General features: G+C 35.3%; 21 protein-coding genes and 4 pseudogenes. 6 read left to right on the top strand and 19 right to left on the bottom strand.

The annotated features are described in order from the left end of the window. Positions 1-212: 212 nt before the first annotated feature. The 4 genes from lepA to HW275_RS10295 all read left to right on the top strand — a co-directional run bounded on the left by lepA (position 213) and on the right by HW275_RS10295 (position 6602). Complete coding sequence (lepA, locus tag HW275_RS10310) at positions 213-2009, top strand: translation elongation factor 4 (protein WP_178936475.1); 1797 nt, start codon at positions 213-215, stop codon at positions 2007-2009. A gap of 42 nt (positions 2010-2051) precedes the next feature. Next, a complete protein-coding gene (locus HW275_RS10305; RefSeq protein ID WP_178936474.1) occupies positions 2052-2690 on the top strand; it encodes a 3'-5' exonuclease in 639 nt (212 codons plus the stop codon). A 47-nt stretch (positions 2691-2737) separates the two neighbouring features. After that, positions 2738-6004, top strand: a complete 3267-nt coding sequence (locus HW275_RS10300) for a DUF3427 domain-containing protein (protein ID WP_178936473.1) — start codon at positions 2738-2740, stop codon at positions 6002-6004. Between the two features lie 133 nt (positions 6005-6137). After that, complete coding sequence (locus HW275_RS10295; RefSeq protein WP_026747360.1) at positions 6138-6602, top strand: hypothetical protein; 465 nt, start codon at positions 6138-6140, stop codon at positions 6600-6602. Positions 6603-7042: 440 nt separating this feature from the next. On the opposite strand, the gene HW275_RS10290 is transcribed toward HW275_RS10295, so the two are convergent. The 3 genes from HW275_RS10290 to HW275_RS10280 form a co-directional block, all read right to left on the bottom strand. Then, complete coding sequence (locus tag HW275_RS10290; RefSeq protein WP_255460090.1) at positions 7043-7984, bottom strand: hypothetical protein; 942 nt, start codon at positions 7982-7984, stop codon at positions 7043-7045. A gap of 294 nt (positions 7985-8278) precedes the next feature. Then, positions 8279-9496, bottom strand: a complete 1218-nt coding sequence (locus tag HW275_RS10285; protein WP_001291561.1) for a tyrosine-type recombinase/integrase — start codon at positions 9494-9496, stop codon at positions 8279-8281. Between the two features lie 81 nt (positions 9497-9577). Then, positions 9578-9781, bottom strand: a complete 204-nt coding sequence (locus HW275_RS10280) for an excisionase (protein ID WP_000814511.1) — start codon at positions 9779-9781, stop codon at positions 9578-9580. Here HW275_RS10280 and HW275_RS12525 point away from each other — a divergent pair. Next, entirely contained in the window at positions 9765-10016 is a 252-nt protein-coding gene (locus tag HW275_RS12525; RefSeq protein WP_001845478.1) for a hypothetical protein, read from the top strand. The genes HW275_RS10280 and HW275_RS12525 overlap by 17 nt on opposite strands. A gap of 225 nt (positions 10017-10241) precedes the next feature. On the opposite strand, the gene HW275_RS10275 is transcribed toward HW275_RS12525, so the two are convergent. After that, the gene (locus HW275_RS10275) at positions 10242-10472 is read right to left on the bottom strand and encodes a helix-turn-helix domain-containing protein (RefSeq protein WP_000857133.1); all 231 of its coding nucleotides are present in this window, start codon (positions 10470-10472) and stop codon (positions 10242-10244) included. Beyond that, complete coding sequence (locus tag HW275_RS10270; protein WP_000804885.1) at positions 10469-10891, bottom strand: sigma-70 family RNA polymerase sigma factor; 423 nt, start codon at positions 10889-10891, stop codon at positions 10469-10471. The genes HW275_RS10275 and HW275_RS10270 overlap by 4 nt, the downstream gene beginning before the upstream one ends. Before the next feature lie 504 nt (positions 10892-11395). Here HW275_RS10270 and HW275_RS10265 point away from each other — a divergent pair. Continuing rightward, complete coding sequence (locus HW275_RS10265; RefSeq protein ID WP_001227347.1) at positions 11396-11749, top strand: helix-turn-helix transcriptional regulator; 354 nt, start codon at positions 11396-11398, stop codon at positions 11747-11749. Positions 11750-11808: 59 nt separating this feature from the next. On the opposite strand, the gene HW275_RS10260 is transcribed toward HW275_RS10265, so the two are convergent. The 14 genes and pseudogenes from HW275_RS10260 to HW275_RS10190 all read right to left on the bottom strand — a co-directional run bounded on the left by HW275_RS10260 (position 11809) and on the right by HW275_RS10190 (position 25639). Then, positions 11809-11976 carry a cysteine-rich KTR domain-containing protein gene (locus HW275_RS10260; RefSeq protein WP_000336323.1) on the bottom strand — a complete coding sequence of 56 codons (168 nt, stop codon included), beginning with the start codon at positions 11974-11976 and terminating at the stop codon, positions 11809-11811. Between the two features lie 118 nt (positions 11977-12094). Then, a pseudogene (gene tet(M) / locus HW275_RS10255) lies at positions 12095-14031 on the bottom strand (tetracycline resistance ribosomal protection protein Tet(M)). Between the two features lie 202 nt (positions 14032-14233). After that, positions 14234-15166, bottom strand: a pseudogene (locus tag HW275_RS10250) (conjugal transfer protein). After that, positions 15163-16164, bottom strand: coding sequence for a lysozyme family protein (locus HW275_RS10245; RefSeq protein ID WP_000769868.1), 1002 nt, complete (start codon positions 16162-16164; stop codon positions 15163-15165). Before HW275_RS10245 ends, HW275_RS10250 begins: the two are co-directional and overlap by 4 nt. Then, positions 16161-18328, bottom strand: a pseudogene (locus HW275_RS10240) (CD3337/EF1877 family mobilome membrane protein). Before HW275_RS10240 ends, HW275_RS10245 begins: the two are co-directional and overlap by 4 nt. Positions 18329-18330: 2 nt before the next feature. Next, positions 18331-20773 (bottom strand): annotated as a pseudogene (locus HW275_RS10230) (ATP-binding protein). Beyond that, complete coding sequence (locus tag HW275_RS10225) at positions 20757-21149, bottom strand: conjugal transfer protein (RefSeq protein WP_000723888.1); 393 nt, start codon at positions 21147-21149, stop codon at positions 20757-20759. The pseudogene HW275_RS10230 and the gene HW275_RS10225 overlap by 17 nt, the downstream one beginning before the upstream one ends. An 88-nt stretch (positions 21150-21237) precedes the next feature. After that, positions 21238-21735: an antirestriction protein ArdA gene (locus HW275_RS10220; protein ID WP_000342539.1), complete on the bottom strand. Its 498-nt coding sequence runs from the start codon at positions 21733-21735 to the stop codon at positions 21238-21240. A 116-nt stretch (positions 21736-21851) separates the two neighbouring features. Then, entirely contained in the window at positions 21852-22073 is a 222-nt protein-coding gene (locus HW275_RS10215) for a hypothetical protein (protein WP_001009056.1), read from the bottom strand. 42 nt (positions 22074-22115) lie between these two features. After that, positions 22116-23321 (bottom strand): MobT family relaxase, encoded by a 1206-nt coding sequence (gene mobT / locus HW275_RS10210; protein WP_000398284.1) that lies wholly within the window; start codon positions 23319-23321, stop codon positions 22116-22118. A 22-nt stretch (positions 23322-23343) separates the two neighbouring features. Further along, a complete protein-coding gene (locus HW275_RS10205) occupies positions 23344-23496 on the bottom strand; it encodes a conjugal transfer protein (protein ID WP_178936452.1) in 153 nt (50 codons plus the stop codon). A gap of 19 nt (positions 23497-23515) precedes the next feature. Next, positions 23516-24892, bottom strand: coding sequence for an FtsK/SpoIIIE domain-containing protein (locus tag HW275_RS10200; protein WP_178936371.1), 1377 nt, complete (start codon positions 24890-24892; stop codon positions 23516-23518). Between the two features lie 35 nt (positions 24893-24927). Continuing rightward, a complete protein-coding gene (locus tag HW275_RS10195; RefSeq protein WP_178936372.1) occupies positions 24928-25308 on the bottom strand; it encodes a YdcP family protein in 381 nt (126 codons plus the stop codon). 16 nt (positions 25309-25324) lie between these two features. Next, positions 25325-25639 carry a YdcP family protein gene (locus HW275_RS10190; protein ID WP_050219866.1) on the bottom strand — a complete coding sequence of 105 codons (315 nt, stop codon included), beginning with the start codon at positions 25637-25639 and terminating at the stop codon, positions 25325-25327. Positions 25640-25970: the final 331 nt, after the last annotated feature.

Genomic DNA, 25970 nt, shown 5'->3' with positions numbered 1-25970 from the left:
TCAGTTTTAAAGTAGTTTTACTATAATTTTGCGAGAAATTGGAATATAATATAAAAAATAACTGAATTTTGATAAAATATTTTTGTTAAAGACTATGAAAAAATGTAAAATTATTATATAATATGAATAATGTTGAGTAACTAGGTTCGGATGGAATAGTTACTCATTTTATAAAATATACTAAAAGATGATAGACGGAGGAAACAATATAAATGTTGGATCAAAAGAATAAAAGAAATTTTTCGATAATAGCACATATTGATCACGGAAAATCTACTATTGCGGACAGGCTTTTGGAACAGACAGGGACTGTAACACAAAGGGAAATGGTGGATCAGCTGTTGGATAGTATGGATTTAGAAAGAGAAAAAGGGATAACGATTAAGGCACAGGCGGTTACGTTGAAATATAAGGCTCGAAATGGGGAAACTTATGAGTTAAATTTAATTGATACTCCAGGACACGTTGACTTTATTTACGAAGTGTCAAGATCGCTTGCAGCTTGTGACGGAGCCTTGCTTGTAGTTGACGCTGCACAGGGAATTGAAGCACAGACATTGGCAAACGTGTATTTGGCTTTGGAAAATGATTTGGAAATATTGCCTGTAATAAATAAAATTGACTTGCCATCTGCGGATCCTGACAAGGTTAAACTGGAAATAGAGGAAGTTATTGGGCTTCCATCAGACGACGCTGTTCTTGTTTCTGGAAAAACTGGATTTGGAATCGAGGACTTATTGGAGGCAATTATTGAGCATATTCCCGCACCTAAAGGAGAAATTGACAGTCCGTTGAAGGCGTTAATTTTTGACTCGCATTATGATGATTTTAGAGGAGTTATAACGTACATTAGAATAATTGAAGGGAAAATTGCAAAAGGAGACAGAATTAAGATTATGTCTACCGAAAAGGAATTTGACGTATTGGAAGTTGGGATTTTCTCGCCTAAAATGAAGGAAGTTGATGAATTGACAGTTGGCTCGGTTGGGTATATTATTACTGGAATTAAGTCAATTAAGGATACACAAGTTGGGGATACAATTACGCATGTGAACAATCCAACAGACATAGCTCTTGAAGGTTATCGTCCTGCATTAAGTATGGTTTTTGCGGGAATTTATCCAGTTTCGACAGACGATTATGAAGATTTAAGGGAAGCATTGGAAAAATTACAGTTAAATGATGCATCATTATCTTATGCTCCAGAAACTTCACTTGCGTTGGGATTTGGATTCAGATGCGGATTCTTAGGACTTTTGCATATGGAAATAGTTGTAGAAAGATTGCGTCGTGAATTTAACATTGATTTGATTTCAACAGCACCATCTGTTAAATATCATGTAACGCCTGAACAAGGAGAAATGGTAGTAATTGACAATCCAGCAGAATTTCCAGAAGGGAAAAAGTATATTGAGGAACCTTATGTAAAGGGTACAATCATTGTTCCAAAGGATTATGTCGGAAACGTAATGGAGCTTTGTCAGGAAAAAAGAGGCAACTTCCTTAATATGAATTACCTTGATGAAACTCGTACAATGATAAGTTACGATTTGCCACTTGCAGAAATAGTAATTGATTTTTATGACAAATTAAAATCACGTACAAAAGGTTACGCTTCGTTTGAATATGAGATGATTGGATACAAGGAATCGGATTTGGTAAAAGTTGATATTTTGGTAAGTGGAAATCCAGTAGATGACTTTTCATTCATTGCCCATAAAGAAAATGCTTATTACAGAGGGCGTGCAATCGTTGAAAAATTAAAAGATGTAATCCCAAGACAGCAGTTTGAAATACCATTGCAGGCTGCATTAGGTACAAAAATAATTGCAAGGGAAACAATTAAGGCACTTAGAAAGAACGTACTTGCAAAATGTTATGGTGGAGATATTACACGTAAGAAAAAATTATTAGAAAAACAAAAAGAAGGTAAAAAACGTATGAAGGCAATCGGAAATGTAGAAATACCACAAGAAGCGTTTTTATCAGTATTAAAACTAAATGATTAATTTTTTATATCTTGTGTAAAAATATAAGGAAAAGAGAAAAAAGTGAACAAAGAAAAAAAACTAAATAAGAATATAATATTTTTTGATGTGGAAACAAATGGATTTCAGGGAAGTTCAGTTTTGTCAATGTCTGCAATAAAAGTGAATTATAATTCTGAAAATACTGGAGAAGAAAGAAATAAATGGAAAAAAGTGTCTGAATTTAACAGATTTTATTTTAGAAATGAAGGTGAAGAGTTAAATGAAGGTGCAGTTAGTGTAAACGGATTGACAGATGATGTGATTTTAAGCGAAAGAAAGAGCATCATTAAAAATACAGGAATTGAATATCCTTTGACTTTTAAGGAAGATATGGATAATTTCTTTTTATTTTGTCAGGATACCAACCATTTTGTAGCCCATAACATAAAATTTGACAGAAGTTTCGTAGATTTTCCTCTGCAAAATCAATTTGATACAATGCTAACAAATATAGACATCGTCAAAGTAAACGGTTCTTCCTACGGAAATTACAAATGGCCAAAACTTATGGAATGTGCCAATTATTATAATATTCCATTTGAAGAAAGCCAGCTGCACGGCAGTTATTATGATGTTTTAATAATGTTTAGAATTTTCTTCAAGATGATGAAGCATAAGACTGGAAATAAACGGATTTTAGAATTTTTGAAAAAGGAATAATTTATATAAAATCAGGAAATAGAAAAAATAGAACAAACGGAGTGAAAATGAGTATTTTAGTAAAAAAATCTGAGCCAAATAATTTGATAAATACAGAAGAAAAAAATGATAATTTTTTAGAAATAACCGAATACAAGGAAAATCTGGAATTTGAAGTTCTGGAAACTTTTTCAGAAAAAATTTCTGATTTTATTGAGAAAAATGATTATCAAAAAGTTATTGAATTTACTGAAAAACAATTGTATTTGTTAAATCAGGCATTTACAGATGAATCAGAAAAAATAAAAATTCAAAATACTGATTTTCACTTTGAATTACCATTAAAACGAAAGAATAAAGATATAATCGGCAATATAAATGAATTAATTATAAACGAAAAAGTAAAGTTTCATAATTTTTTTATTTATTTAAAACAGGAATTATCAAACTGTAAAAAATTCTATTTTATAGTAAGTTTTATAAAATATTCAGGAATCCAGCTATTGATAAGCACTTTGGACGAACTTGAAAAACAAGGTATTCAAGGTGAAATTATAACTTCTGTTTATTTGAATATTACGGATTCAAAGGCGTTGCGAAAACTTTTATCATACAAAAACATAAAAGTAAAAATTTACAATAATTCAAGTGAGAGTTTCCACACAAAAGCATATTTGTTTGAAAAAGAAAAATATCATAGTGTTATAATCGGATCGTCTAATATTAGTCAAAGTGCCTTGTATTCGGCAGAAGAGTGGAATGTGAAACTGACAGATAGCAGTTTTTTTAATATTTATGAAAAATCATTAAATCAATTTGGGAAATTATGGCACAGCAATGAAGCAATAGAATTGACAGAAGATTTTATTGATGAATATGAAAAATATAAAAACTCTATAAGCACACAAAATACATTTGATTATAGAAAAACAAAAATAAAACAAAAAGATGAATTTATTCCAAACAGCATGCAAAAAAGAGTTTTGGAAAAGTTGAAGGAAACAAGAGAAAATAGAAATAAAAAGGGTCTTGTAATTTCTGCAACTGGTACAGGAAAAACTTACCTTGCCGCAATGGATGTAAAACAATTTTTTGAAGTTGATTTTAATACTGAAAATAAATTATTTAAAATAAATGATAAAAAGCCCAAAATTTCAAATATAAAATTTTTATTCATTGCTCATCGTGAAGAGTTGCTGGAAAATGCAATGAATGTTTTTTCGAGAATTCTTAAAATTGATAAAAATGAATTCGGAAGAATTTATGGTGGATTAAAAGAAATTAATAAAAACATGATTTTTGCCTCAATTCAATCATTAAGAAATTGTTACAATGAATTTAAACTTGATTTTTTTGATTATATCATAGTTGACGAATTTCATCATTCAATGTCAGACACTTATTTAAAGACGCTATCATATTTTCAGAGTAAATTTTTGCTAGGCTTGACAGCGACTCCAAAACGTATGGATGGTAAGGATATTCTTTCACTTTGTGATTACAATGTTGTTGATGAAATTGGGATAAAGGAGGCTTTGGAAGAGGATTTGATTGTGCCTTTTCATTATTTTGGAGTAAATGATTATACAATTAATTATGATAATATTCCTTATAAAAATGGGAAATACAATGAAAAAGTATTATTAGAAAATTTATTACTGAATGCACGTACCGATTATATTGTTGAAAAAATCAATAAGTTTGGTTTTGATGGCGATAAATTAAGTGCTGTCGCATTTTGCCAAAATATAGAGCATGCTTTTTTCATAAAAGAAGAATTTACAAACAAGGGCTACAAATCCGCTGTAATCACAGCAAATACAAGCTCAAATGATAGAGCAGAAATTTTAGAAAAATTTAAAAATAAAAAAATTGAAATCTTATGTGTAGTAGATATTTTAAATGAAGGAATTGACATTCCAACAATTAATTTGTTACTATTCTTACGTCCCACAATGTCCTCAACAATTTTTATACAGCAAATTGGAAGAGGATTAAGAAAGGCTGAAAATAAAGATTTTGTTACAATTATTGATTTTATTGGAAATCATAAGAAAGATTATTTGTTAATAAATTATTTTTCAAACGAAGTTGATAATAAGGATACTTTATTTACTAAAAAAGAAAAAATAATAAACGAAATAAAAAATCAATTTTCAAATATCCCAAAATCCTGTTATGTGGAACTGGATAGAGTATGTCAAAACCGTATTATTGAAAAAATCGAAAAAATTAACTTTAGTTCTAAAAATATTTTAAAAGAATTGTATTTGAATTATAAACAGGAAATTGGCAAATCTGAAAATGAAATTTTAAAAGTAAGTGATTTTGATACAAATATCGAATTATTTCAAGAATTATCCTTAAAATTAGACTCATTTTATAATGCACAGTTACAATTTGAAAAGCCTCAAATTTTAAAACAAAATAAAATATCTTTAAATTCAAAAGAAATTGAATTTTTGGCATATTTAGAAAAAAAATTGACGCTTGTAGAGCCATTTACATATTTAATTATAAATTATTTGATAAACAATGATTTTATAACTTCAGAAATCATTATTAATGAATATAAAAATTATTTTAATATTAAAAATAATTTTGAAAAAGAGTACGTAATAAACCGTATTTTTAAAGAATTAGTTGAAGATAAAATTTTAGAACAAGATTTAAATAATCCTGATTCTTTTAAGTTTTATAAAAAATATAACAATTTATTCAAAGTTAAAAATGATAATAAAAAGGAAATAAATCAGAAACTTATAAATTTAGATAATTCTCAAAATTTAAATTACAATTTCAAGATTCGTCTAAAAGATTTACTATATTTAGGATTGGCAGAATTTAATAAAAATAATGATTTATCGATCTTTAATGAAAATATTTTAATTCCATACAAAAAATATAAAAGAGTAGAGCTCCAAATTTTACTGGATTCCAAAGTGCCAAAAGGCAGCTGGAGAGCAGGTTATGCTAATACAGACAAGGATATTTGCCTTTTTGCAACAATTGACAAAACCCATATTTTACAAGAAAATTTAAAATACGATAATTCATTATTTGCCGACAACCTAATTCAATGGATAAGCCAACCTAAAACAGCCCATAACTCAAATGTTGGGAAAATGTTTACTAATCATAGTGAATTAGGGTATAATGTCCACATATTTATAAGAAAATATGCGTTCATGAATAACAATAAAACAAATCCATTTATTTATCTAGGAAAAGCCAATTATTATAAAAGCTATGGAGATAAACCAATGAGGATTTTATGGAAGTTAGACGAGAAAATACCACAAGAGTTGATATACGAATTGTATAATTTAGACTAAATGAAGAGATATAATGTATAATGTTACTTTCTTTTGACAATAAAAATATAAGTAATGAATTAAATATAAAGTTATTAGTTTATGATTAAAATTTATAAAAATAAAAAATATTAAAATAGGGAGAAATATAACAATGAAACTTAAAGATTTAGTAAAAAAAGCGTTTTTAGGAGCTACTGATGAGGAAAATGAAAAAAACAAAGCAAGAATGAGAGAAATATTTAATGGCTGTGTTGCTAATGGTAATGATTACAAATTAATTTATTGTCATATGGAAAAACTTACTAATGCCGTTATTGTTAAGATTACAAAACACAGTAATTTTATTGTGGGATATAAAGAAGGAGAAGTTGTAGTCATTCCTGTTGATTCAGAATTAAAAGAATATGGTGAGGCTTATATATTTAATAAAAGAAATGAAAGCGAGACTAAAGCTACATTGGGGTATTGTATGGTGTCTAATCCTGAAATTTCATTTCAATTTATACCTATGACGTATCAACCAGGTATAGTTAAAGGAGCATCATATTCAGTATCTATTACTCAATCTGCTGCAGAAGTTTCAGAATTTAAGAATTTCTTTAAGAAGGGATTATAAAACTGGAAGAATTAATATGTACTTAAACAGTTATAATAAATATCCAGACAACATTCAACGTTAAAAACAAATAGGAGTTCAAAAATTTAAAACATAACATAATAATTAATATAAAGTATTTTATCGGACGTAATAAAAATATATTATATTATTATGTTAAATTTTAATTTTTAGTCCGATAATGTATGTTATGTATATTTTTAGTGAAATTGATGTGCTATTATAGTATAATGCTATATGTTGTTGATGTGTTGTCGTTTTTTTCTTTTGTAAGCTTATACGAAACACTTCTGCTCTTCTCATTCATATTTCATATTTTACTTTGATTATGTTAGCTGATTACCGATAACACTTCTTGTTGTAGAAACTAGGGCTTTTTTGAAAAAATTTTCAATATTCTTACTTACAAAAACTTTTTCTTTCGTTCCATCCTTAATTTATCATAAAATCTGTAATACTGATATATACTGATATAATTTTTTTCGTATCATTTCAAACTCAGTTTTATTTAACTCGTTTAAATCTTCAATTTCAAAAAGATATAATTGATTTAAAAGTTCCATACAAAATAATGCTCTATATTTAGCTAAATCTTGGGAATAATTTTCTAAAATTTTTATTACCAGTTCTATAATCCAAATATTCTTGCTTTGGTATGAAAATGTTTTGCTATTTCCAATAAAATTAATGATTTTGTTTTTAATAATGTTTGTATCTTCTTCTTCGGATTCGTTGTCTATGTTATAAATTATTTGATTTAGTATGTTTTCAAGTTCTGCAATTTCTTCTTTTTCATATTCGTTTTTATGTCTTGAAATTTCAAAATTTATAAATTCTTGTATTTTTTTATTATTTACTTCTTCTAGATATTCATCAGAAAATTTGTACAGTTTCTTTTTTAATCTTTGTTCTTCTAAAAGGGCTTTTTCGTATAATTCATCAGAAATATTTTCGATATAGTTAAATTTATCTGCATAAACTTTATCAGGAAAAGTTACTCCGAAATAATAAAAATTACTTAAAATTGCTTTACAACATATTTTTCTTCTAGATCTCTTATTTTCTTCTGTATATTCATAAATTGTTGCAAGCAAATCTATAAACCAGATATTTTCATAGTAATATGTTCCAGTGCAGTCATGTCCCACCAAATCATATTCAAAAGGACCTGGTTTTATGTTTTCGTTTAAAATATCTTCTAACTCATTTTTTATTTTCAGAATTTGTTTAAGATTTCTATGTGCCAAAACTTCATTTTCAACAATTTTTGCTATTTCTTCATCTTCAGGATAAATAAAATTTATTTTTAATTGCTCATCATCAATTACATTTTGAGATGTTTTCTGTTTTTTAGAATCCTTAAATATTTCTAGTAATTTCATTGTTACACTCGCTTTCTTTTTAGCGTTAGCTTTAAATTAATTATACCATAATAAATAAAAAAATCAAAATATAACTGATTATTTTAACGACAAACAGATGAAACTTACTGTTTTTAAGTAAAACAAAGTATAAATTTCTAATTATCTTTTTATATTTTCTTAAATGCTCGTAAAGCCTTATTCTATGTGCTTTCGAGTATTTTTACTGTAGGAAGATACTTCACGTTTCTTTGCATATTTCCTCATGTCTTAGCTGTCAGAAGTGGTAAATAAGTAGTAAATTCATTTGTACTACTAAGCAACAAGACGCTCCTGTTGCTTCTCTTTATTCAAGCGTTTCATTTCTGCCATTGCAGAATCGAATGTTGCATGTGCGTAATAGTTCAGCGTCATGGCTATATTAGCATGTCCCATAATGTACTGTAATGCCTTTGGATTCATTCCTGCATTTGCATAGTTGGTACAGAATGTATGTCGCAAACTATGTGGAGTGATGTGTGGCAATTTATCCTCGTTATACTTATTGTATTTCTTAACAAGACCTTTCATCATGCCGTTGTAATCACTTGCCACTTTTGGATAGTTCTTTCTATTAAGAAAGAGGAAATCACTATATCCATCAATCTCAACACGCTTATCATTCTTTCGATTCGCTAACACTCGCTTAAATGCTTGATAGGCTTCTTCAACCATAGGAACTTGACGTTCGCCACTTTTGGTCTTTGGTGTTTCAATGTAGTACCCAATTTCAGTATCTCTCAATAGCTGATGGTCTATATTGACAAGACGATTCTCAAAATCTAAATCTGGAAGTGTCAAACCACCAAACTCTGAAATACGAAGACCTGTTTTTAAGAGTATCAGAATTTCATCATAATTTTTGCTGTAGGTTTTATCAGCTTTTGCAAAGGCTAACAGTTTTTCTTCCTGTTCTTCTGTTAGTACGGTCTTAGGGACAGTATCATCATCAAGAACTGCTTTCAGTTGAAAGTCAAATGGATTCTTCCGAACACAATCATCTTGTATAGCAATATAGAATGAAGCCTTTAAAGAACGTTTGTAGTTATTGATGGTTTGATAAGCATAACCATTTTCACTCATTCTAATAGCCCATTCTTTAGCGTCTGATGGCTTAATACTGTCAATACTTCTTACACCTAACTTGTCTTTCTTCAAAATATCCATAAGATATTTGCGTCCAGTTTCAGTGTTTTTTCTAACCTTTGGTCTTTGAGCGTTCTGTTTTGCGTAAAGCTGGCAGAGTGTCATTTTCTTTCCTACAACATCAATACCATCATGAATGTCTTTCTGTAACTCTGCGATTTTCTCTCTAAGTGAGATACAATCACGCTTTCCTGCTGGTACTCGGTCTGTAGCCACAAGTTTCCACGAGTAAACAAATTGCGGTTCTCCAAATGAATCTATATATTTGTATAAGTATCTTCCGTCTTTTCGTTGGCTCTCTCCAGTCTTTAAGATTCGACCTTTATTGTCACGTCTTTTTTCTGACATGGCATTTGCTCCTTTCCTTTATGGAAAGAGCCTTGATACGACTTAATACTATTTTATCATATACAAGACCCTTTGGCGACGCTAGATTGCGTCCAATGTATCTATAATTTTTTCAAATTGTTTTCGTTTAATCTGAATACGATTGCCATTCATAATCAGCCAATTTGCATTTTTATTTTCCTCTGCCAAGCGTCGTAGCTTGTTTTCGCCAATACGAAAATATTTTGACGCTTCTTCAATGGTTAGGGTATAACGTTCCCAAATAGGAATGTCAGTCTGCTTCATAAAATCCTCCTTTCCAAATCACTTATTTGGATTTCATAAAAGTTGTTTTACCAGCAATCGAACAGCTTTAGCAAAGCTCACGGGAGTTCCACCCCTGCATGGTTCTCATGTAGCCATACTCATTGCCTGCGACGGTTTTATCACGCTCGGACTATTGACTGTATGGGAGTATCATTATCACGATAAGAATGTCGTTGCAGGCAATCCTGCTAAAGATTGCTTCTCGGATCACTAACATGAATCGCTCGCTATCTTTATAAGATAGGTCATGGCGGTTAGTTCCGTTGGCTCTTTTCTTATCGAAACGTATTCGATTACTTTTATTCAGTTTTCAAAGAACAATGGCTCGTTAGCCTATCAAAACACATTGAAAGCTCAATATGCTTTGGTGGAATAACAAACCTCCCTGTTCGGGAAGCGTGGAATGGTTTAGCACGCTTCCACGAAAGGAGAGAGGATATTACTTAATTTCAAATGACAAAATCTTTGTAATCAGTCTGGTTTCCATTCTTCCACGTAAGACTTCATCAACGACCATACTTTGATTGCCATATTCATCTTTCATAAGTCGTAGGGAACGCTTCGTTATGTACCCTCTGTAATGATGTAGAATCTGGTTAATCGCTTCGGTATCGCCATCTGTTGCCTTTACAATGAGAGGAAAGGGAATCATAGGATATTGTGTTTTCATTCTTCAAATTCCTCCATAAACTTTTTAATTAAGGCTAGTCCACTGGTTCTATGCCGATAGACAGTAGAACGGTTCAATTTCAACAGGTCTGCAATTTCTGAATCGCTCATGTCCATAAAGTAAAACAGCAGTAGAATTTCACGTTTCTTGTCTGGCAACTCACGTAATGCTTCACTCAACAAATCATTTTCAACGCCTACTGATAACCCATTGAGTGTAAAAATCTGAAAGTCAGTTGAATAGTTATCTGTTGTCGCAAACTGGCTAACAAGATAATCGCCAACATCCGAAAAGGACACCTCACGCTTTGCAATCCTTGAAAGATAAAGCATATAATTCTTTCGCTCGTCTTCCATAGCACGTTTACAGATATAGTCAAACTGATTTTCTATTGTGGTCTGAAAAGAAGATGGTTTCATGTTTCTCACCCCCTTTCTGTCTAGGAAAGGAAGTGAGCCTTGCTCGTTTATCTCCTTTCACTCTTAGTCCCAATGTGAAAGGGGGATTTGTTGCATTACTGATAAATAAACTTTGTAAAAAAGTTCTGAATAGCCAAAAAAGCATATAAACAGATTTATTTCTCTGTTTACATGCTTCTGTTATTCTATCTATATGATTTATAAAACCACATTGGTGGACGTACTTATCTATTGCAGATAGACGACTTTTTTTGACAAGAACCCAATGTAAGGAAATTTATTGTATATGATGTACTTCATGGCGACGTTGACCTCCAACAAACCGCCATTTGGAAGTAATATACAATATTTTAACAGCGTAAATAGCACTACCATATAACGGTTTTTTTTATTGGCGTTTAGTAGTGCTTTTTATTAAATATAAACCTATAAACCATATAACACGTTTTTCTATACCTGTTTTTAATTCAGTAGGAACAATAAAATGTATAGAGGTGGTCTACTATGCGTAAAAAAGAAGATAAATATGATTTTAGAGCCTTTGGTTTAGCCATTAAAGAAGCTCGATTGAAACGAGGTTTAACTCGTGAACAAGTGGGAGCATTGATTGAAATTGACCCACGGTACTTAACTAATATTGAAAATAAAGGGCAACACCCCAGCATACAAGTTCTTTATGACCTTGTATCGTTACTTCATGTTTCCGTTGATGAATTTTTCTTACCTGCTAATAACTTGGTAAAAAGCACCCGACGATTACAGATAGAGAAATACATGGATAGCTTTACAGACAAAGAACTATCCTTAATGGAATCTTTAGCCAGCGGTATCAACGAAGCAAGAAACATCGAAGACTAATTAAAAGAATCCATACATAACGGAAAGAGCCGATAAAATGAGATTGTATTAATCTCATTTTATCGGCTCTGCGTCTTTGCGTCTGGCTCTGTAATCACAGTTACTTTGAACTGCTTTATTTCAATTAAATTTTCTTGTCTGCATTTCGGACAATAGAGGGGGAATTTTTTTAATTCAGTATCTTCCCTTATCTTTAATCGTGTTTTATTTCCACATACAGGACACAATATCCACTTGTAGTTTATAATAACTATCTCCTCCTTTACACTTTAATTCAAATCTTTATTAAAAAATATTTCATCTTATTTAACAAGAAACCATATTTATATAACAACATAAAATACACTAAGTTATTTTATTGAACATATATCGTACTTTATCTATCCGACTATTTGGACGACGGGGCTGGCAAACAGGTTCACCGGTAGTAACATGGTACCCTTTTAACTCTGTTAAACAAACACTACGTCCATTTGTAAAGAAAGTTAAATCACTACGATATTCTTGAATACACCGAGCAGGGATTTCTCCACTAAGAATGACCTCATTATTTTTCAATTGAGTGTCTACGATGTTCGCACAATATTTAGGAGCATCGTTGTATGCTCGTGAAAGATATTCCTGTGGCGCATAAATTTTAAAACTAAGATATGGCTCTAACAATTCTGTTCCAGCTTTTTTTAAGACTTGTTCCAATACAATAGGAGCAAGCATCCGAAAATCTGCTGGGGTACTAACAGGGCTATAGTATAAGCCATACTTAAAACAGATTTTACAGTCCGTCACATTCCAACCATACAATCCTTGTTCACAGCCATAGCGTATCCCCTCCATAACTGCATTTTGAAACGATTGATTTAAGTATCCAAGAGAAACCGAGCTCTCATACTGTACTCCGCTCCCTAATGGAAGCTGTGCTACAGATAGACCAATGGAAGCCCAGAAAGGATTCGGTGGAACTTCGATGTGAATGGTATACTCTGCTTTTTTTAACGGTCTTTCCATATAAATGACTGTAGGCTCTTTTATTTCTATCTCCACATGATACTTTTCTTGCAGCAGAGCACAAGTCACTTCCATTTGTACTTTCCCTAAGAAAGAAAGTATGATTTCATGTGTCGCAGAATCCACATAATATCGCAGAAGCGGGTCACTGTCGGAGATTTCTAAAAGTGCATCAAGTAACATTTCCCTTTGTTGAGGTTTGCTCGGTTCAACAGTCGTTTGCAGCAGAGGGAGGGGATTTTCAATTCTCTCTCTCTGTGGCAATAGCTTTGTATCTCCAAGAACACTATTTAACTTCAAAACTCATTCTGCAAAATAACAATTTCCCCGGAATAAGCCTTATCGATTTTACATAATTCACCATTTATTGAAGTATACATTTCTTTAATTTTTATTTTTTCCTTTTCCGATATTCTAACCGAATCTCGCAAATGCAGTACGCCACTATAAAGACGTATATATGCAAGACGCTGTCTTTTTTCCGAATACTCAATTTTGAAAACTTTTCCGCAAAGTTCAGACTGACCTCGATGTGTTGATGAATAAAATTTATTCGTAATCACTTCTATAAGGTTATCAATCCCTATATTGTTTTTTGCACTTCCGTGATAAACAGGGAACAGGGAACAATTCTGAAATCTTATGCTTTCCTCTTGTTCGAGTTCCAATGCTTCTAATGATTTACCGGACATATATTTCTCTAAAAGGTCATCGTTTCCCTCTATTACCGTATCCCATTGTTCAGATTCGGTAAAGTTCGTCACACACATATTAGGATACAGTTCTACCTTCTGTTTGATTACAATTTCGGCAGAAAGTTTCTCTTTAATATCCTGATAAACCGTTGATAAATCAATTCCATTTTGGTCAATCTTATTGATAAAAAAGATTGTGGGAATCCCCATTTTCCTAAGTGCATGAAATAATATACGAGTTTGTGCTTGTACGCCATCTTTTGCAGAAATCAGTAGAATTGCCCCATCTAAAACTGATAATGAACGATATACTTCTGCTAAGAAATCCATATGTCCTGGCGTGTCTATGATGTTCACCTTCGTATTTTCCCACTGAAAAGAGGTTATTCCTGTCTGAATTGTAATTCCTCTCTGACGTTCTAAAAGCGTATTATCCGTCCTCGTTGTACCTTTGTCCACGCTTCCTAATTCTGTAATCGCTCCACTGTTATATAATAAGCTTTCTGTTAAGGTAGTTTTTCCTGCATCAACATGAGCTAAAACTCCAATATTAATAATTTCATGTGATTTTCCTCCATTCAAAAGCCCAAAAGGGCATCCAATTATTTGTTCCCACTATCAAATTGACAGTTTATTTAAGAATACCTTGCCGCATATTTATTAACTCCTTTTAAATAGATACTTAAATAATAGCACGTAAGAGCATATTTGTAAAGGAATCTCCAATTTTTTATCAAAGAGAGTACGTGATTACAAAATAGCTGTAATAATGTACCAATATTTGTTATTCTATAATCTTCCAATTACTCCCGTTCTTTTCAAGTACCAAATCAAATTGAGATACCTGCGTTGCTTTGGTCTGCTGGTCGATATACTCCACTGTCAGCGATACCGTGACTTGATTATCCTTACGATTGTGAATAGGATTACCAGTTCTTGAAAGATGTACTCTTTTCCGATTGGTTTTAATATCCCGTCATTCACATAGTAGGAAAGTTCACTGGCTGTCGCTGTAGGATAGAGCTTGAAGAACGTCGTTAAAAACTCATTGATTTCATTGGTTGTAATGGAATCAACCGTCCCCTCACTTTCAATGGCTTTTGGTTTATAACTTGATTTCTTAGGTATGTTGGTAATGGTCGGATTCTTAACCAGTACCATATTTCCAGAACCATCTACATAGACACTCACTATATAAGCAGAGTGGACGGTCTTTGTATTTTCTCCCTCTGTAATGAGCTGGTCTACACTGTAGGTTACATTAAACTCATTGTCGCCAGTTGGCTCTACCGTCCATATCTGAAATCCTCTTACAGAAGACGATACAGGAATATCTTTGCGTACTGTATCAACATTGAGAGCTTGAAGTTCATCTGTCAGATAGCCTTTTAGACTTTCCATTCGATTATCAATGGACTTATCGGATTGCTCCCATGAATAGTAGACTTCGCAAAGTTCTCTACAAAATTTCTACATGATGAGTATCAACGTATTCCTTTTCTATGATAGTTGTTTCGTGAATAGTATGAGTATCTATAGCTGTAAAGTGCTTGAATATCGCAAAGCTGAAACTAAGCCCTAAAAGTACCCACAAGGCAATCACAACCTTTTTATGAGGATTGACCTTATAGTAGACACGAGGTTTCTTTTCCTTTGGTATCTGTTTTTCTTTATTCTGATTTTTTCTAAATTTCATCATTAAATCTTCCTTTCTCATTGTTTGATTCGTCCTGCTCCCACTAAATGCTGTTGCCAGTAGGGGCTTGTTAAGTCGGCATAACCGATTGGGTCGCCTGCATGAAACATACGGTTATTGCCAAGGTATATCCCAACATGAGTAATATAAGAGCCAGCGTTATAGGTAGAATGAAAGAAAACCAAATCGCCAGCTTGTGCTTCCGATAGTGGGATATGCTGGGTCACATCATATTGCTGTTGTGCGGTTCGTGGTAAGTTAATTCCAGCTTTTCCATACGTCCATTGTGTCAGTCCGCTACAATCAAAAGAAGTAGTCGGGGAAGCTCCACCGTAAACGTATCGCCAGCCCTCATATTTCAGTGCTTCGTCCATGATGGCTTGTACCGTATCATCATCAAACTCTGTTGTGACAAGATACTGCGTTACCAGTTGCACATAAAACATATTGCCATAGTTGTATCGCCAGCCCCCATTGATAGGTATGGCTATGGGATTGGGGTAAGACACTTTTTCGCCACCTGAATACTCTTTTGAGAAACTTTGAGCCAGTTCAAAGGTATATTTATTTCCACGATTAGCCACATACCCTAAGAAACCACCACCATAATTGTAGGACTGGATAACCGATTCTAAATCTACACTGAGCCTTTCGCTACTGGCTAATAATTCACTGAAATACTTCACACCTTGCTTAATGGATTCTTCTGTACTCAATGAATTAGGTGGAAGACCGAGGGATTCCGAGGACTGCATAACATCTTCCGCAGTACCGCCCGATTCCACCTGTATAATCGCAAGAAGTATGTTGACATATTCTTCAACGCCATATTCTTTGGCATATTTTTCTACCATAGGCTTATGAGCCAGCACTTCTGCGGAAACATTCACACCTCCATAATGAATATTGGAAATTCCGCTGTCCTGTTCATCTGAAAATAAAATGGCAACAAACAGAAGCAGTGAGAAGACCATCAAGAATAATCCAGAACCACCAATCACTAAAGTTTTCAACTTCATGGTTTCTTACCGACTTTCTTAATGGTGGCGGTTTTGATTGGTGGTCTACTTCTTGTATTTTGTAGTGGTACTCTTTGAACAGTAGACGGACGTTCTTTTGTGATTGGACGTTGTGAAGTTCTATCTGCTGTAGTGGTTGAAGTTGCTGGCTTTGAACGGTTTTTTCTTGAACGGTATTGCCTTGGCGTTCCACTTTTGGACTTGAAAAATCGGACTTAACTGCTGGACGCTCTTGTTTGGCTTGTTGAGATTCCTTATATGAAGTCTGAATATTAGACTGTTTTGAGGTCTGTTCATCATGATATTGTCTTGTCTTGTAGTCGGTCTTTCATGAACAGAAGAAGCAGGCTGTTTTTCTGTTTGACCTGTTCCATTTCAGAGCGACGCTTCGCAATGGTTTTTCGCCTTTGTTCCTGCTGTTCCTTGCGTCCACTGGCTCTGTCCGCTTTGGTTTGAGAAATACTACTGGTTAAATCACGGACATTCTCTTTTACTTTGGATTTTCCTTGATATACTGCATATCTTGCATTGGTCGGCAAATCTTTAACCTGTTCTTTCAAACCACTAGCAGTGTCTACCATTCTGTCTTTGGTATCAGCTACTGTACCGATGGTTTGACCGATACGTTTTCCAAGTGTTGATTTTTCCTTTCCGTCTGGTCGGGAGTGATCTGCTTGTGTCCTTGCAGAACTCCCCGAACCCGACTGTCCTTTTTACCTGTAACAATGGCAGACCCAGCCCCTAGAGTAGTCATGGAACGTCCAAGTTTCCGCTGTAGACGGTGCATGTGAGCGTGCATAAGCATACGAGGTTTTCTCATCACACGACTTCCCACACTTTGAGAATCGTTACTCTGTAGAGAAAACATACTCATTAAATCGCCCAGCTTGAAGTAGATTCCTGCAAAGGTCACAATCTGTAGAAAAGCAATCAAAAAGAACGGATAACCAGCCGATAAGGTATAGAGCATGGTTGAAATACTAAATGCTGTCGTAATAATCAATGTGATTCCAGCTCGTGTCAAAATGGTATTAAAGAGCTTTGTTATGGCTCGTTTTGACATACCATCAAATGATGGAATCATGCTTAAAATAAAGCTCACAGGCAGAAACATAGCATAGATGATAAAAAGTACCTGCGAGAAAATCATGATTCCTGTTAATAGGAATACAATATGGAAATCCCAATATTGAAGACAAATAGGAAGAAGACTGTACCTAAACGGTTAATGGTCTTTGTAATGGTTAGATTGGTATTGCTTCTGTCTTCAATTTCTTCCGCAACAATTTTTCTCTGTCTTCGCCATTGTTGGAATCTGGCTGGTGGAGAGCAGGCTTTCCACACGGTCAATACCGATACTTTCAATGTCTGAACTGTTGTATTGAAGCAGTAGCCACGGTTGCTGAACCTGTATGGAAAACAGGCTATCTCTGATTAAGTCCACGCTGTCCTTGCCTTGACTATCGGAATGGGGCATGACAATCTTCGTGCCAAGTGATAAACTGGCATTACTGATGTCTGATGAAAAGTCATTGATTTTTTAATGTAGTCGGGAGCGTAGGCAATAAAGGAAGCCGATAGGATAAACACCAGCACAAAATTCATAATGGCATGAATTGCCTTTGTGGTTTCTCTCTTTATCAGTCCCGTATAGGCAACATAAACCCCAAGAACCAAAATCAAGAGTAAGAGGAATCCAACATAGAAACCCTCTGTTGAAAATCCGTTGCACTCACACCAGCTAAGGTCTGCATATTCTTACCAATGGAATCTGCTGTAGCGGAAATGAAGTCTAAGGAATAGGCTTCCTGTACTAAGTAACCTGTCGCATTGGAAACATACAAACTGATTGTCCAAATAAAATTGGTAATGGCATATAGTCCATACATGACCTGTTTTCCAATCCCGTCCGACCAGTTCCACGGAAGCCAGCCCCAGCTATTATCCACATAAAATCCAGTTGATAGTTTTCAAGTGGGTATCGGCTGTATTCATTTGCCACATTGACCGTATCATCTACCAAGCCCGCAGCTTGAACCACCGTTCCCAGCATGGCTAAAAGAAAAATGGCAATCACAAGTGTGAAAGCCACTGTCATTGCCACTTTACCTAGACGTTTCAGCGTCCAGTTTGATTTTATTCTGTTTACTATTGATGGTTTCACATTTACACCTCTTTTCGCACAGGTGGTCTGGTATCAAAGGCATGGAGCAGTTCTTCAAATACAGGGTGGAACTGTATCACACCGACACGACCATATAAATCACTGATAAGGCATTGCCCGTTTTCCAAATCACGCAATCGCTTCTGATTGTTTTCGTCCTCTGGTCTACACCAAAAAAGGCTAAGGTCTTTTTAATCTCGTTAAGGTCAGTGGAACGAAATGCAAATTTTAAGCCGAGGTTATTTTCAGTTTTTCATCTAAGAGTCGTCTGTATTTTGGGTCACGAAATATACCCCAGCGTTCATAGCACGACCAGCCCGAACCAGCTTCATAGATAGTGTTTTTCCTTGTGCTACCTGTAAAAAGCTCCATGCTTCGTCTAAATCTACAATCTTGAAAATGCTTCGGTCTGTATGGATAAAGTCTAAAGCAAAGGTACTAATGACAATCAGCATAGCAACGGATAAAAGCTCCATAGTGGTATATTCCTCAAAGGAAGTTTCCTTGTCGGGAAGTACCAAGTCCGCAACCTGTATAATGTTCAGTTGTTTTTCTAAGCTGATAGACTGCTCCACATAACCATTACTGAATAATAAATGTGCAAAGTCATAGTCTGTAAAACTTTCGATATGGTCGGCTATACTGGTACTTAGTGGCGTATTCTCAACCCGTAATTCCTCAATCACTTTCATCAACCCTCGTACTTCACTATTGGTTACTGCACGAATGGCTTTTCTAAGGATTGGGAAGCGTTCCCCATCACGAGAGGAAATCCCCGTAAGGAATGTCAGAATATCAATAGCCAGTGATTCAGAATCTTTGGGATTTTTCATAATCACATAAGGGTCAAGTAAGCCTTTGTTTTTCTCATCAGAAGTCAGAGTGACGATATTGATTTCATGGGAAATCTCTGGCAAGGTTTCTTTCCATCTGCCACGTTCTGCTTTTGGGTCTACAATCACTGCTTGTGCCCCATAAAGCACCGCATAATAGACGATAAGGTTATTCGCAAAGGATTTACCACCACCCAGCGAACCAACAAAAGCCGACGCTAACGCATTGGTTACTGAACCCTTAACCCCTTGACTGGCAAGAGCAGGTTTCAGATAGACATTGCGTCCAGTATCTAAGCTGTAGCCAACATAAATCCCCTCATTTCCCCCAGCATTTGAGTAGCACCAAAACCTAAACCAGCGAGGAAATCAGAGGTCACGTATTGAATATAATCATTCATATAACGCTTGCTGGCAGGTAAAAATTCTTCATGTAAGCCGAGCATATCCCCAAATGGTCGTACCAGTTTTACGCTTAAATCGTCATAAAAATCTTTCACTTCATTACAACGACGTTTGAGTTCGTCAAGATCATTTGCTGATACCCTTACCACATAAGACAGCTTGTACATAGATTCCTTGCTTTGGTCTAAATTGGTTTCCAGCTCATTCACACTTTCCAGAGCTTCCGCCACATTGGAGCTGGTTTCATTATCACTTTGCCAAGCGTGGTTATCCAAGTCTTTCAGTTCTTTCTTTTTATTGCGGACAGTAGATAGGGCTTTACGATTCGCTACAATTTCCACATTCATTGACGTATCAATCGGAATGTAAATTGCTGTTGCTGGTAGTAGAAGATTTCAGAGGACGGGAAGTCCAGTTCTCCGACAATGCTGTTAATTGGTAAAGTAAGCTACATAGACGGTTTCATCTTCCTGCTGGATTTTCAAATATCGCTGTTTTTCTTCCACCAAACAGCGAGTAGGCTTAATCAAGTCATAGTATTTAATCAGCGTTTCATTATCCAGCTTTTTCTTTGATAGATGGTACTCATACTCTTCATAGGCAGTGCCTGTCTGTCCGTAAAGGTGTTCAATCAGATAGCGAAGTCGTCCTTATCTAACCTGCGGATTTTGAAACGACGAGAGATTTTATTTTCTAAGAGCTTTTCCATCTTCTGAAAACGCAGGATTTCATCATTACTCATACTAACAAAATCGCCCATCAGCTTATGGTTCACATCATAGACAAAATCAGACAAAGCATTTTTTGCTTCAACGGTAAGACTTTTCATAGAAAACTCCTGATCGTTGAGAAGCAACTTAAAGCCGATAAAGAAACGGTAGTTCACTTGATTTTCGCCAATCATGGATATTAAAGCGTCTGTCTGTTGGTCGATTTTGTCATAGGCAACCGCTTTGAGCTTGCCAGTGACTTCATTTTTGGAACGCTCTTGTGCAGAACGTATGCTGGATTCTGTACTGATTTGTAAAGCATGAATTTTGCCATCACGATTTTGTGCGATAAGCTGTCTGAAAGAATCATGCACTTGTATTTTCTGTTCTGGACTTAGAAATGAGTAATTGTAAGGAACAAGCTCATAGTAAGCATAACATTCCCCGTCTTTATTCCAGACGAGATTGTTTTCAATGTATTTAATTGGATATGCCATAAAATTCACTCCTAACTGCTGTAATGGCTTCTTGTGGCTGGTTTCTGCCAAGCGTTACTTTTTTTCCTGCATAGGTCAGCTTTGGTCGCAGTGCATAAGCAATGACAGACTTCAAAAATCCATAAGGCTTTTTACCATCAAAAGTTTTTGTAGACATAAACCATGTGAAAGCCACAGGAATCCCAAAGTATTTGAGAAATGCTCCCTCTATCATGGAAAGAGGGGGCAAGTTGCCAAGTATCATCACTGCAAAGAGTGACACGACAAACCATGTCATTTGCGTAAAGGTTATGGGAAACGGAAGTCTAAAATCATTGATAGAATACAGTACCTTTTCCACAGACCAGATACTGGTATAGCTTCGTATTTTCTTCATGTAATCAATCCTTTCATAAAAAATAGGGGTAGCTGATTGAGCCACCCCGTAAAATAGAAAATCTGCCAGTAGTAATGTACCGACAGATTTAATAGACGATTTCAAAAATCCCATGATTGGTTGAGATAAACGTTCCTGAAAGGTCTAAATCCCGACCATAGGCTTGATAATCAATATAGTTTTGAAGACTAGCTGGTACTTCGCCTAAAGCACCCGTTTCTTCAATGTAGTAGCGTGCCACGTCATACATATCATCACAATCGGAATGAATGATAATATCCTCTTGATGTTCGCTTAGTTCTTCAATGCTTGAAAAATGAGTGAGCAGAGCAGATAGCTCCGATTGTAATTCTTCGGGTAATTCCGATACCATTTCCCATAGTCGATTGAGTTCGCCAATGGAAGTGTATTCGTCAACCGTAAAGGGTAACTCGTAGTCATGAATGGCGTATTCCTCATATTCATCATTCAAGCCGATTTTCTCTTTGACTTCCTCAAAGTCAATGGGAAAGGTAAACCACGCACCGACCAATTCGCCCTCATTGTATTTGCCTAAATTCGCAATATAGACTTGCATATCGTCCATATATTCACGTCCTTTCTTTGTAGAGATTCAAAAATCCCTACCGCACTTCGTTTGGTGTACCATTCCTTTGCGGAACATAAGAAAACCACTTATATTCCACAAAAGAACGGTTTTATTTAAGCACCAATAATGCGATTGAATAGCTCTAGTAAAATGTCTTTTACTCCAGCAGCGTTGAAGACTAAGCCAACCGCAATAATCGCAATAATTAAAAAGCCAATCAGTTTGCTAAACTCACGCTTGAAGCCAAGATACAAGCCAATCACAACGATTGCTAAAAGCACCAGTGATTGAGCGTTTGATAGAAACCAGTTATAAAGGTTTTGTCCAAAATTCATAAAAATGTTCTCCTCTCTATATTCAATGAATTTGTATTTGAGTTATTTTTTTGTTGTTATCACGTCCTGTTCTTTTACTGACTGTTGCTTCAAAATCTGCTTGTGTCGGTCTGTCAGTTTCGCATGGTCGAGAATGTCTTTTACAACCTGCGTCTGGTTGATTTCATCAAGTTTAATCGCAACCTTTAAGGTCGGGGCAACTTGATGAGATAGCCAGTTCAGCGTCCTTTGGAAGGAGTAAGGCTCTGGTTTTGTGGTTAGTTTTAATCGTTCACGATTGTTCCCAATAAACCAAGCCCATTCTTCATTCAGTTTCCAATCAGAACGAGGTTTGGAATCGTCTTTATCTACAAAACGGATATACCGATTGATAATTTTAAAGGCGGTATGCTCTGGATTGTCATAGACGAGTAAATCACGGACTGCATAATAGGCACGCTCATTTTTCAATCGAATCTCAAAACGGTTTTTTACTTCTGCGTCTTCAATGGGAATATCATTTTTCTTGTACTGCTCGTAGTCCTTTTCATAGATACAGAAATAAACTTCACTTTGTAATGAACCGATATAGAGGGTGTTTCCCATACATTCCTTTTCCTCTTTGCGTACCAGTTCGCCACTGCGATAGCTTTTAAAACTGCGGAAGACGGAGATACATTCTTCCTGTTGGCACTTTTCAGTGAGTACAGGGATATTCAAAATCCCTGTCTTATCGTTAATGGCAAGGTCAAGGCGTTTCATCACACCGCCAGCCACCAAAACGTCCATAAAGAACTCATACCAGCTTCTTTGTTGTGCCAGAAGATAGCTTTCAAATTGTCTGCACCCACGACCTTTCAATTCCACCAGAACTCCTTTGTCCAGTTCATGGGAGCAAAGGACGAATATGTCGCCTAAAGCATAATGCTCTGAATAAGAATAGAAACCATAGTCCTCATGAAGAAAATAGGACAGTTTCAGTTGTAAGATGTTTTCGACCACCTGCTGTACGTCTGTTGTCGGAAAGCGAATCCTTACATAATCAAACAGCATTTCAAGGGGAGCGTCGGGATTGAAGCGTTCCAGAGCTTCCCAAAGGGACTGCTGTAAATCCTCTGATGGCTTGACTTTTCCTGTTTCAATATCGCTTAGATACTGCCTTGTAATACCAGTCGCAACAGCTAAACGGTTTTGAGATAGTCCATAAGCCAAGCGTTTTTCTTTTAAATGCTGTAACCAAGTTTGTTCATTCAGTAAAAATCCCTCCAATCAAAAAGGCGTATGTCAACTTTTAAAGCCCATTTGACATACGCTGAAATTTTGTAAATCCCTTGTAACCAAAGGATTTTCTAATGTTTTTTTGACTGTTTCCTGTCGATTTGTACCCCCCTGTTAGATACGGGGGGTTAAGTGCTGGCGTGGCTATTGCCACACCAATCGGCAGACAGTCCGCACGGCAAGGCTTACGCTTCGCACGCCTTTTGTGCGTCCTGCCTGCCGTCCACGAGTTTCTTTATCTCCCCTAAGAAATCATGTCCTTTCGGTACAAGGGGTGTGTAAAATTCAGATATGACACTTGTTCCTACATCAACATAGCCACGACCTTTGATTTGTTTTAAGAAAAAATCTTTTTGCACATCACTTCCAAACATCATACCATAGCCCATTTCAGACATACGACCTAAAGCCACTCTGAAATTAAATTGGTCACGGATACCGTCACCAAGATATTTTGCGTCTGGTCTTTGGCAGGCTAAGATTAAGAAAAAACCTGCCTGCCGACCTAACATGACTATCTGTTTTAACTTGTTTAAGACAGCGGTATTCTCCTTTGTTCCAAGCATTTCCATAAAAGCGACATATTCATCAAAAATCAGAAAATGAGCCGGAAGTCCCAAATAGGCATAGTTTTCTCCTGTTTTGTAGTTTTCCATTTCTTTCATTGAGATACTGCGTTCCAGCATTTCCTCATAGAATCTGTCAATGCAGGAAAGTATATCTTCCTTTTGGTAATAAACGTCTTTCATGACAGAACCTAAGTCTGCAAGGTCGGCGTTTTTTGGGTCAAAGATATACAGTTTTGCGTTTGTACAGAGCAGAGCTTCAATGAGTGTCAGGATAAAATAGGTTTTACCGCCACCTGTACCGCCTGCAATCAGCATGTGTGGGAGCTTGTCATATTCCCACCAGATATTTTTCATAAGGCGGAGCTTTCCATTTTTTGCCTGTACTTCATCAATGGATATGCGGTTTGCAATCATATCATAAAGCAAGGTGTATTCCATATAGGAATCTTTCAGCTCTTTTTCGGTCAGCTCACAATATAAGCCACTTTCTAACTTTTTCTCTAAATGCAGGAGCTGTTCCTGATACTTGCCCAGTGTGATTTCTACACGTATCCGTATCAGACCGTTTTTCATACGGTAATAGACTTTCGGGAAGTAGCTTATCTTTTCTCTTGTCCGACCGGAAGAATCTTCAAAAATGCCTTCTGATTTTACCTGTTTTGCTTCATACCATTTATTTTCCAGTATCATTCTGGCTAATTTCTGACGATGGTAGAGTTGTTTTACCCAGTCATAACGATAGCGTTTAATCACAAAAATCAGCGACAGACAAACAATACCGGAAATGATACAGCTTAAAGCAAGGTAGAGAGTATTGATTTCACTTGCCTTTGGTAAATGAAACTCCTGCCGGTTTATCTCTAAGATAGTTTTGGCATGAAACAGGGCGACTACAAGAATAAACACTGGCAGGAGTATAGATATGGCTGTATGAAATACCAAATCTTTATCACTTGGGCGAATCCGTTTACCGGAAAAAAGCCACCGTTTCATGTGCGTATTTCTCCTTTCGATTTTTTCTCTTTATCTTATTTTTCAATAACAGGCTCTTTTTTAGGAGCTTCTTTTTTAAAATTTCCCGTATTCTTTGCCGGTACAATATCATCTGCCTTGATATACCAGTCCACCTCTGCACCCTGAAAAGTTGCGGTTGCTACTGTATCGGCAACCGGATTGACAAGCTCTACATGTGCGTTATAGTCAAAGTTTTTTAGCGGAACACTTGCTGGAATGCTTACCTGAATCATTCGTCCCTGTCCTTTGGATTTAAGGTCATAGGTACGTTCCTTGATTTCTTCCGAAAGCGTGCCATCTTCCTTTTGAATGCGTACCTCACGACGGAGTGCGGAGAATTTCAGCTCTCCAAAGGTCGCTTCCTTTTCTAAAACAATACCGTTTGCTAATCTCATTTCTTTTCCTCACTTTCTATGCTTTTATCATGTCGTCTGCTTCCAAAATATAATTGGTAAAACCTCGTGTGCCGATTTTGTATCCCTCTGCTTTGATACGGGGATTGATGAGCTTTACTTTTTCCTCAAAGGCAAAGTTCTTTTCGCCTGCTTCTGCCGGAAGTGTTACCACAATATCGTCTGCTCTCTGCACATCGGAATAGAGGTTATAGCTTCTTGATAAAACGGTAAGCTGTCCGTTGATTCTTCTTTGTATGACCTTATCCTCACCGGCAAACTCCAAGTTTCCAAAAGTCTTTTCCATGTTGGGAATAACATATTTTAGTTCCATATTTTTCGTCCTTTCTGTGATATATTGATTTTTATATTTTCAGTGTGCCTGTCGTGGGAGAACGGCATTTCTTTTCATGAGGTTTTCTTGTCATCATTATCACGACCTTTCAAATTGAGTAAAAAAATAGACACCTCATATTTGAAGTGCCTACCTCTTTTGAATATTCAATTTGTATTGGAAGTGTCTTTTTAAATTTCACCTTTCAAGAAAAATCGTCGTACCAAAGCTCATTCATACGTAGTAAATCAGTAGTAATTTGATTGGTTTTATCCTTGATAGGGTGTAATGCTTCCAGTGTTTATGCGGATAATTGGGATTTTATGATGTT

Origin of the sequence: Leptotrichia sp. oral taxon 223 (assembly GCF_013394795.1) — a bacterium.
Taxonomy (GTDB): Bacteria; Fusobacteriota; Fusobacteriia; order Fusobacteriales; family Leptotrichiaceae; genus Leptotrichia.
Note: the sequence above shows the minus strand (reverse complement) of the source record. Positions and strands in the feature narration are given on the sequence as shown.

Excerpts from the sequence above, each read along its gene's own strand:
- lepA (WP_178936475.1), top strand. The coding sequence starts at position 213 with ATGTTGGATCAAAAGAATAAAAGAAATTTTTCGATAATAGCACATATT.
- HW275_RS10300 (WP_178936473.1), top strand. The coding sequence starts at position 2,738 with ATGAGTATTTTAGTAAAAAAATCTGAGCCAAATAATTTGATAAATACA.
- HW275_RS10295 (WP_026747360.1), top strand. The coding sequence starts at position 6,138 with ATGAAACTTAAAGATTTAGTAAAAAAAGCGTTTTTAGGAGCTACTGAT.
- HW275_RS10290 (WP_255460090.1), bottom strand. The coding sequence starts at position 7,984 with ATGAAATTACTAGAAATATTTAAGGATTCTAAAAAACAGAAAACATCT.
- HW275_RS10285 (WP_001291561.1), bottom strand. The coding sequence starts at position 9,496 with ATGTCAGAAAAAAGACGTGACAATAAAGGTCGAATCTTAAAGACTGGA.
- HW275_RS12525 (WP_001845478.1), top strand. The coding sequence starts at position 9,765 with ATGTCAGTCTGCTTCATAAAATCCTCCTTTCCAAATCACTTATTTGGA.
- HW275_RS10280 (WP_000814511.1), bottom strand. The coding sequence starts at position 9,781 with ATGAAGCAGACTGACATTCCTATTTGGGAACGTTATACCCTAACCATT.
- HW275_RS10275 (WP_000857133.1), bottom strand. The coding sequence starts at position 10,472 with ATGAAAACACAATATCCTATGATTCCCTTTCCTCTCATTGTAAAGGCA.
- HW275_RS10270 (WP_000804885.1), bottom strand. The coding sequence starts at position 10,891 with ATGAAACCATCTTCTTTTCAGACCACAATAGAAAATCAGTTTGACTAT.
- HW275_RS10265 (WP_001227347.1), top strand. The coding sequence starts at position 11,396 with ATGCGTAAAAAAGAAGATAAATATGATTTTAGAGCCTTTGGTTTAGCC.
- HW275_RS10245 (WP_000769868.1), bottom strand. The coding sequence starts at position 16,164 with ATGAAGTTGAAAACTTTAGTGATTGGTGGTTCTGGATTATTCTTGATG.
- HW275_RS10225 (WP_000723888.1), bottom strand. The coding sequence starts at position 21,149 with ATGAAGAAAATACGAAGCTATACCAGTATCTGGTCTGTGGAAAAGGTA.
- HW275_RS10220 (WP_000342539.1), bottom strand. The coding sequence starts at position 21,735 with ATGGACGATATGCAAGTCTATATTGCGAATTTAGGCAAATACAATGAG.
- HW275_RS10215 (WP_001009056.1), bottom strand. The coding sequence starts at position 22,073 with ATGAATTTTGGACAAAACCTTTATAACTGGTTTCTATCAAACGCTCAA.
- HW275_RS10200 (WP_178936371.1), bottom strand. The coding sequence starts at position 24,892 with ATGAAACGGTGGCTTTTTTCCGGTAAACGGATTCGCCCAAGTGATAAA.
- HW275_RS10195 (WP_178936372.1), bottom strand. The coding sequence starts at position 25,308 with ATGAGATTAGCAAACGGTATTGTTTTAGAAAAGGAAGCGACCTTTGGA.
- HW275_RS10190 (WP_050219866.1), bottom strand. The coding sequence starts at position 25,639 with ATGGAACTAAAATATGTTATTCCCAACATGGAAAAGACTTTTGGAAAC.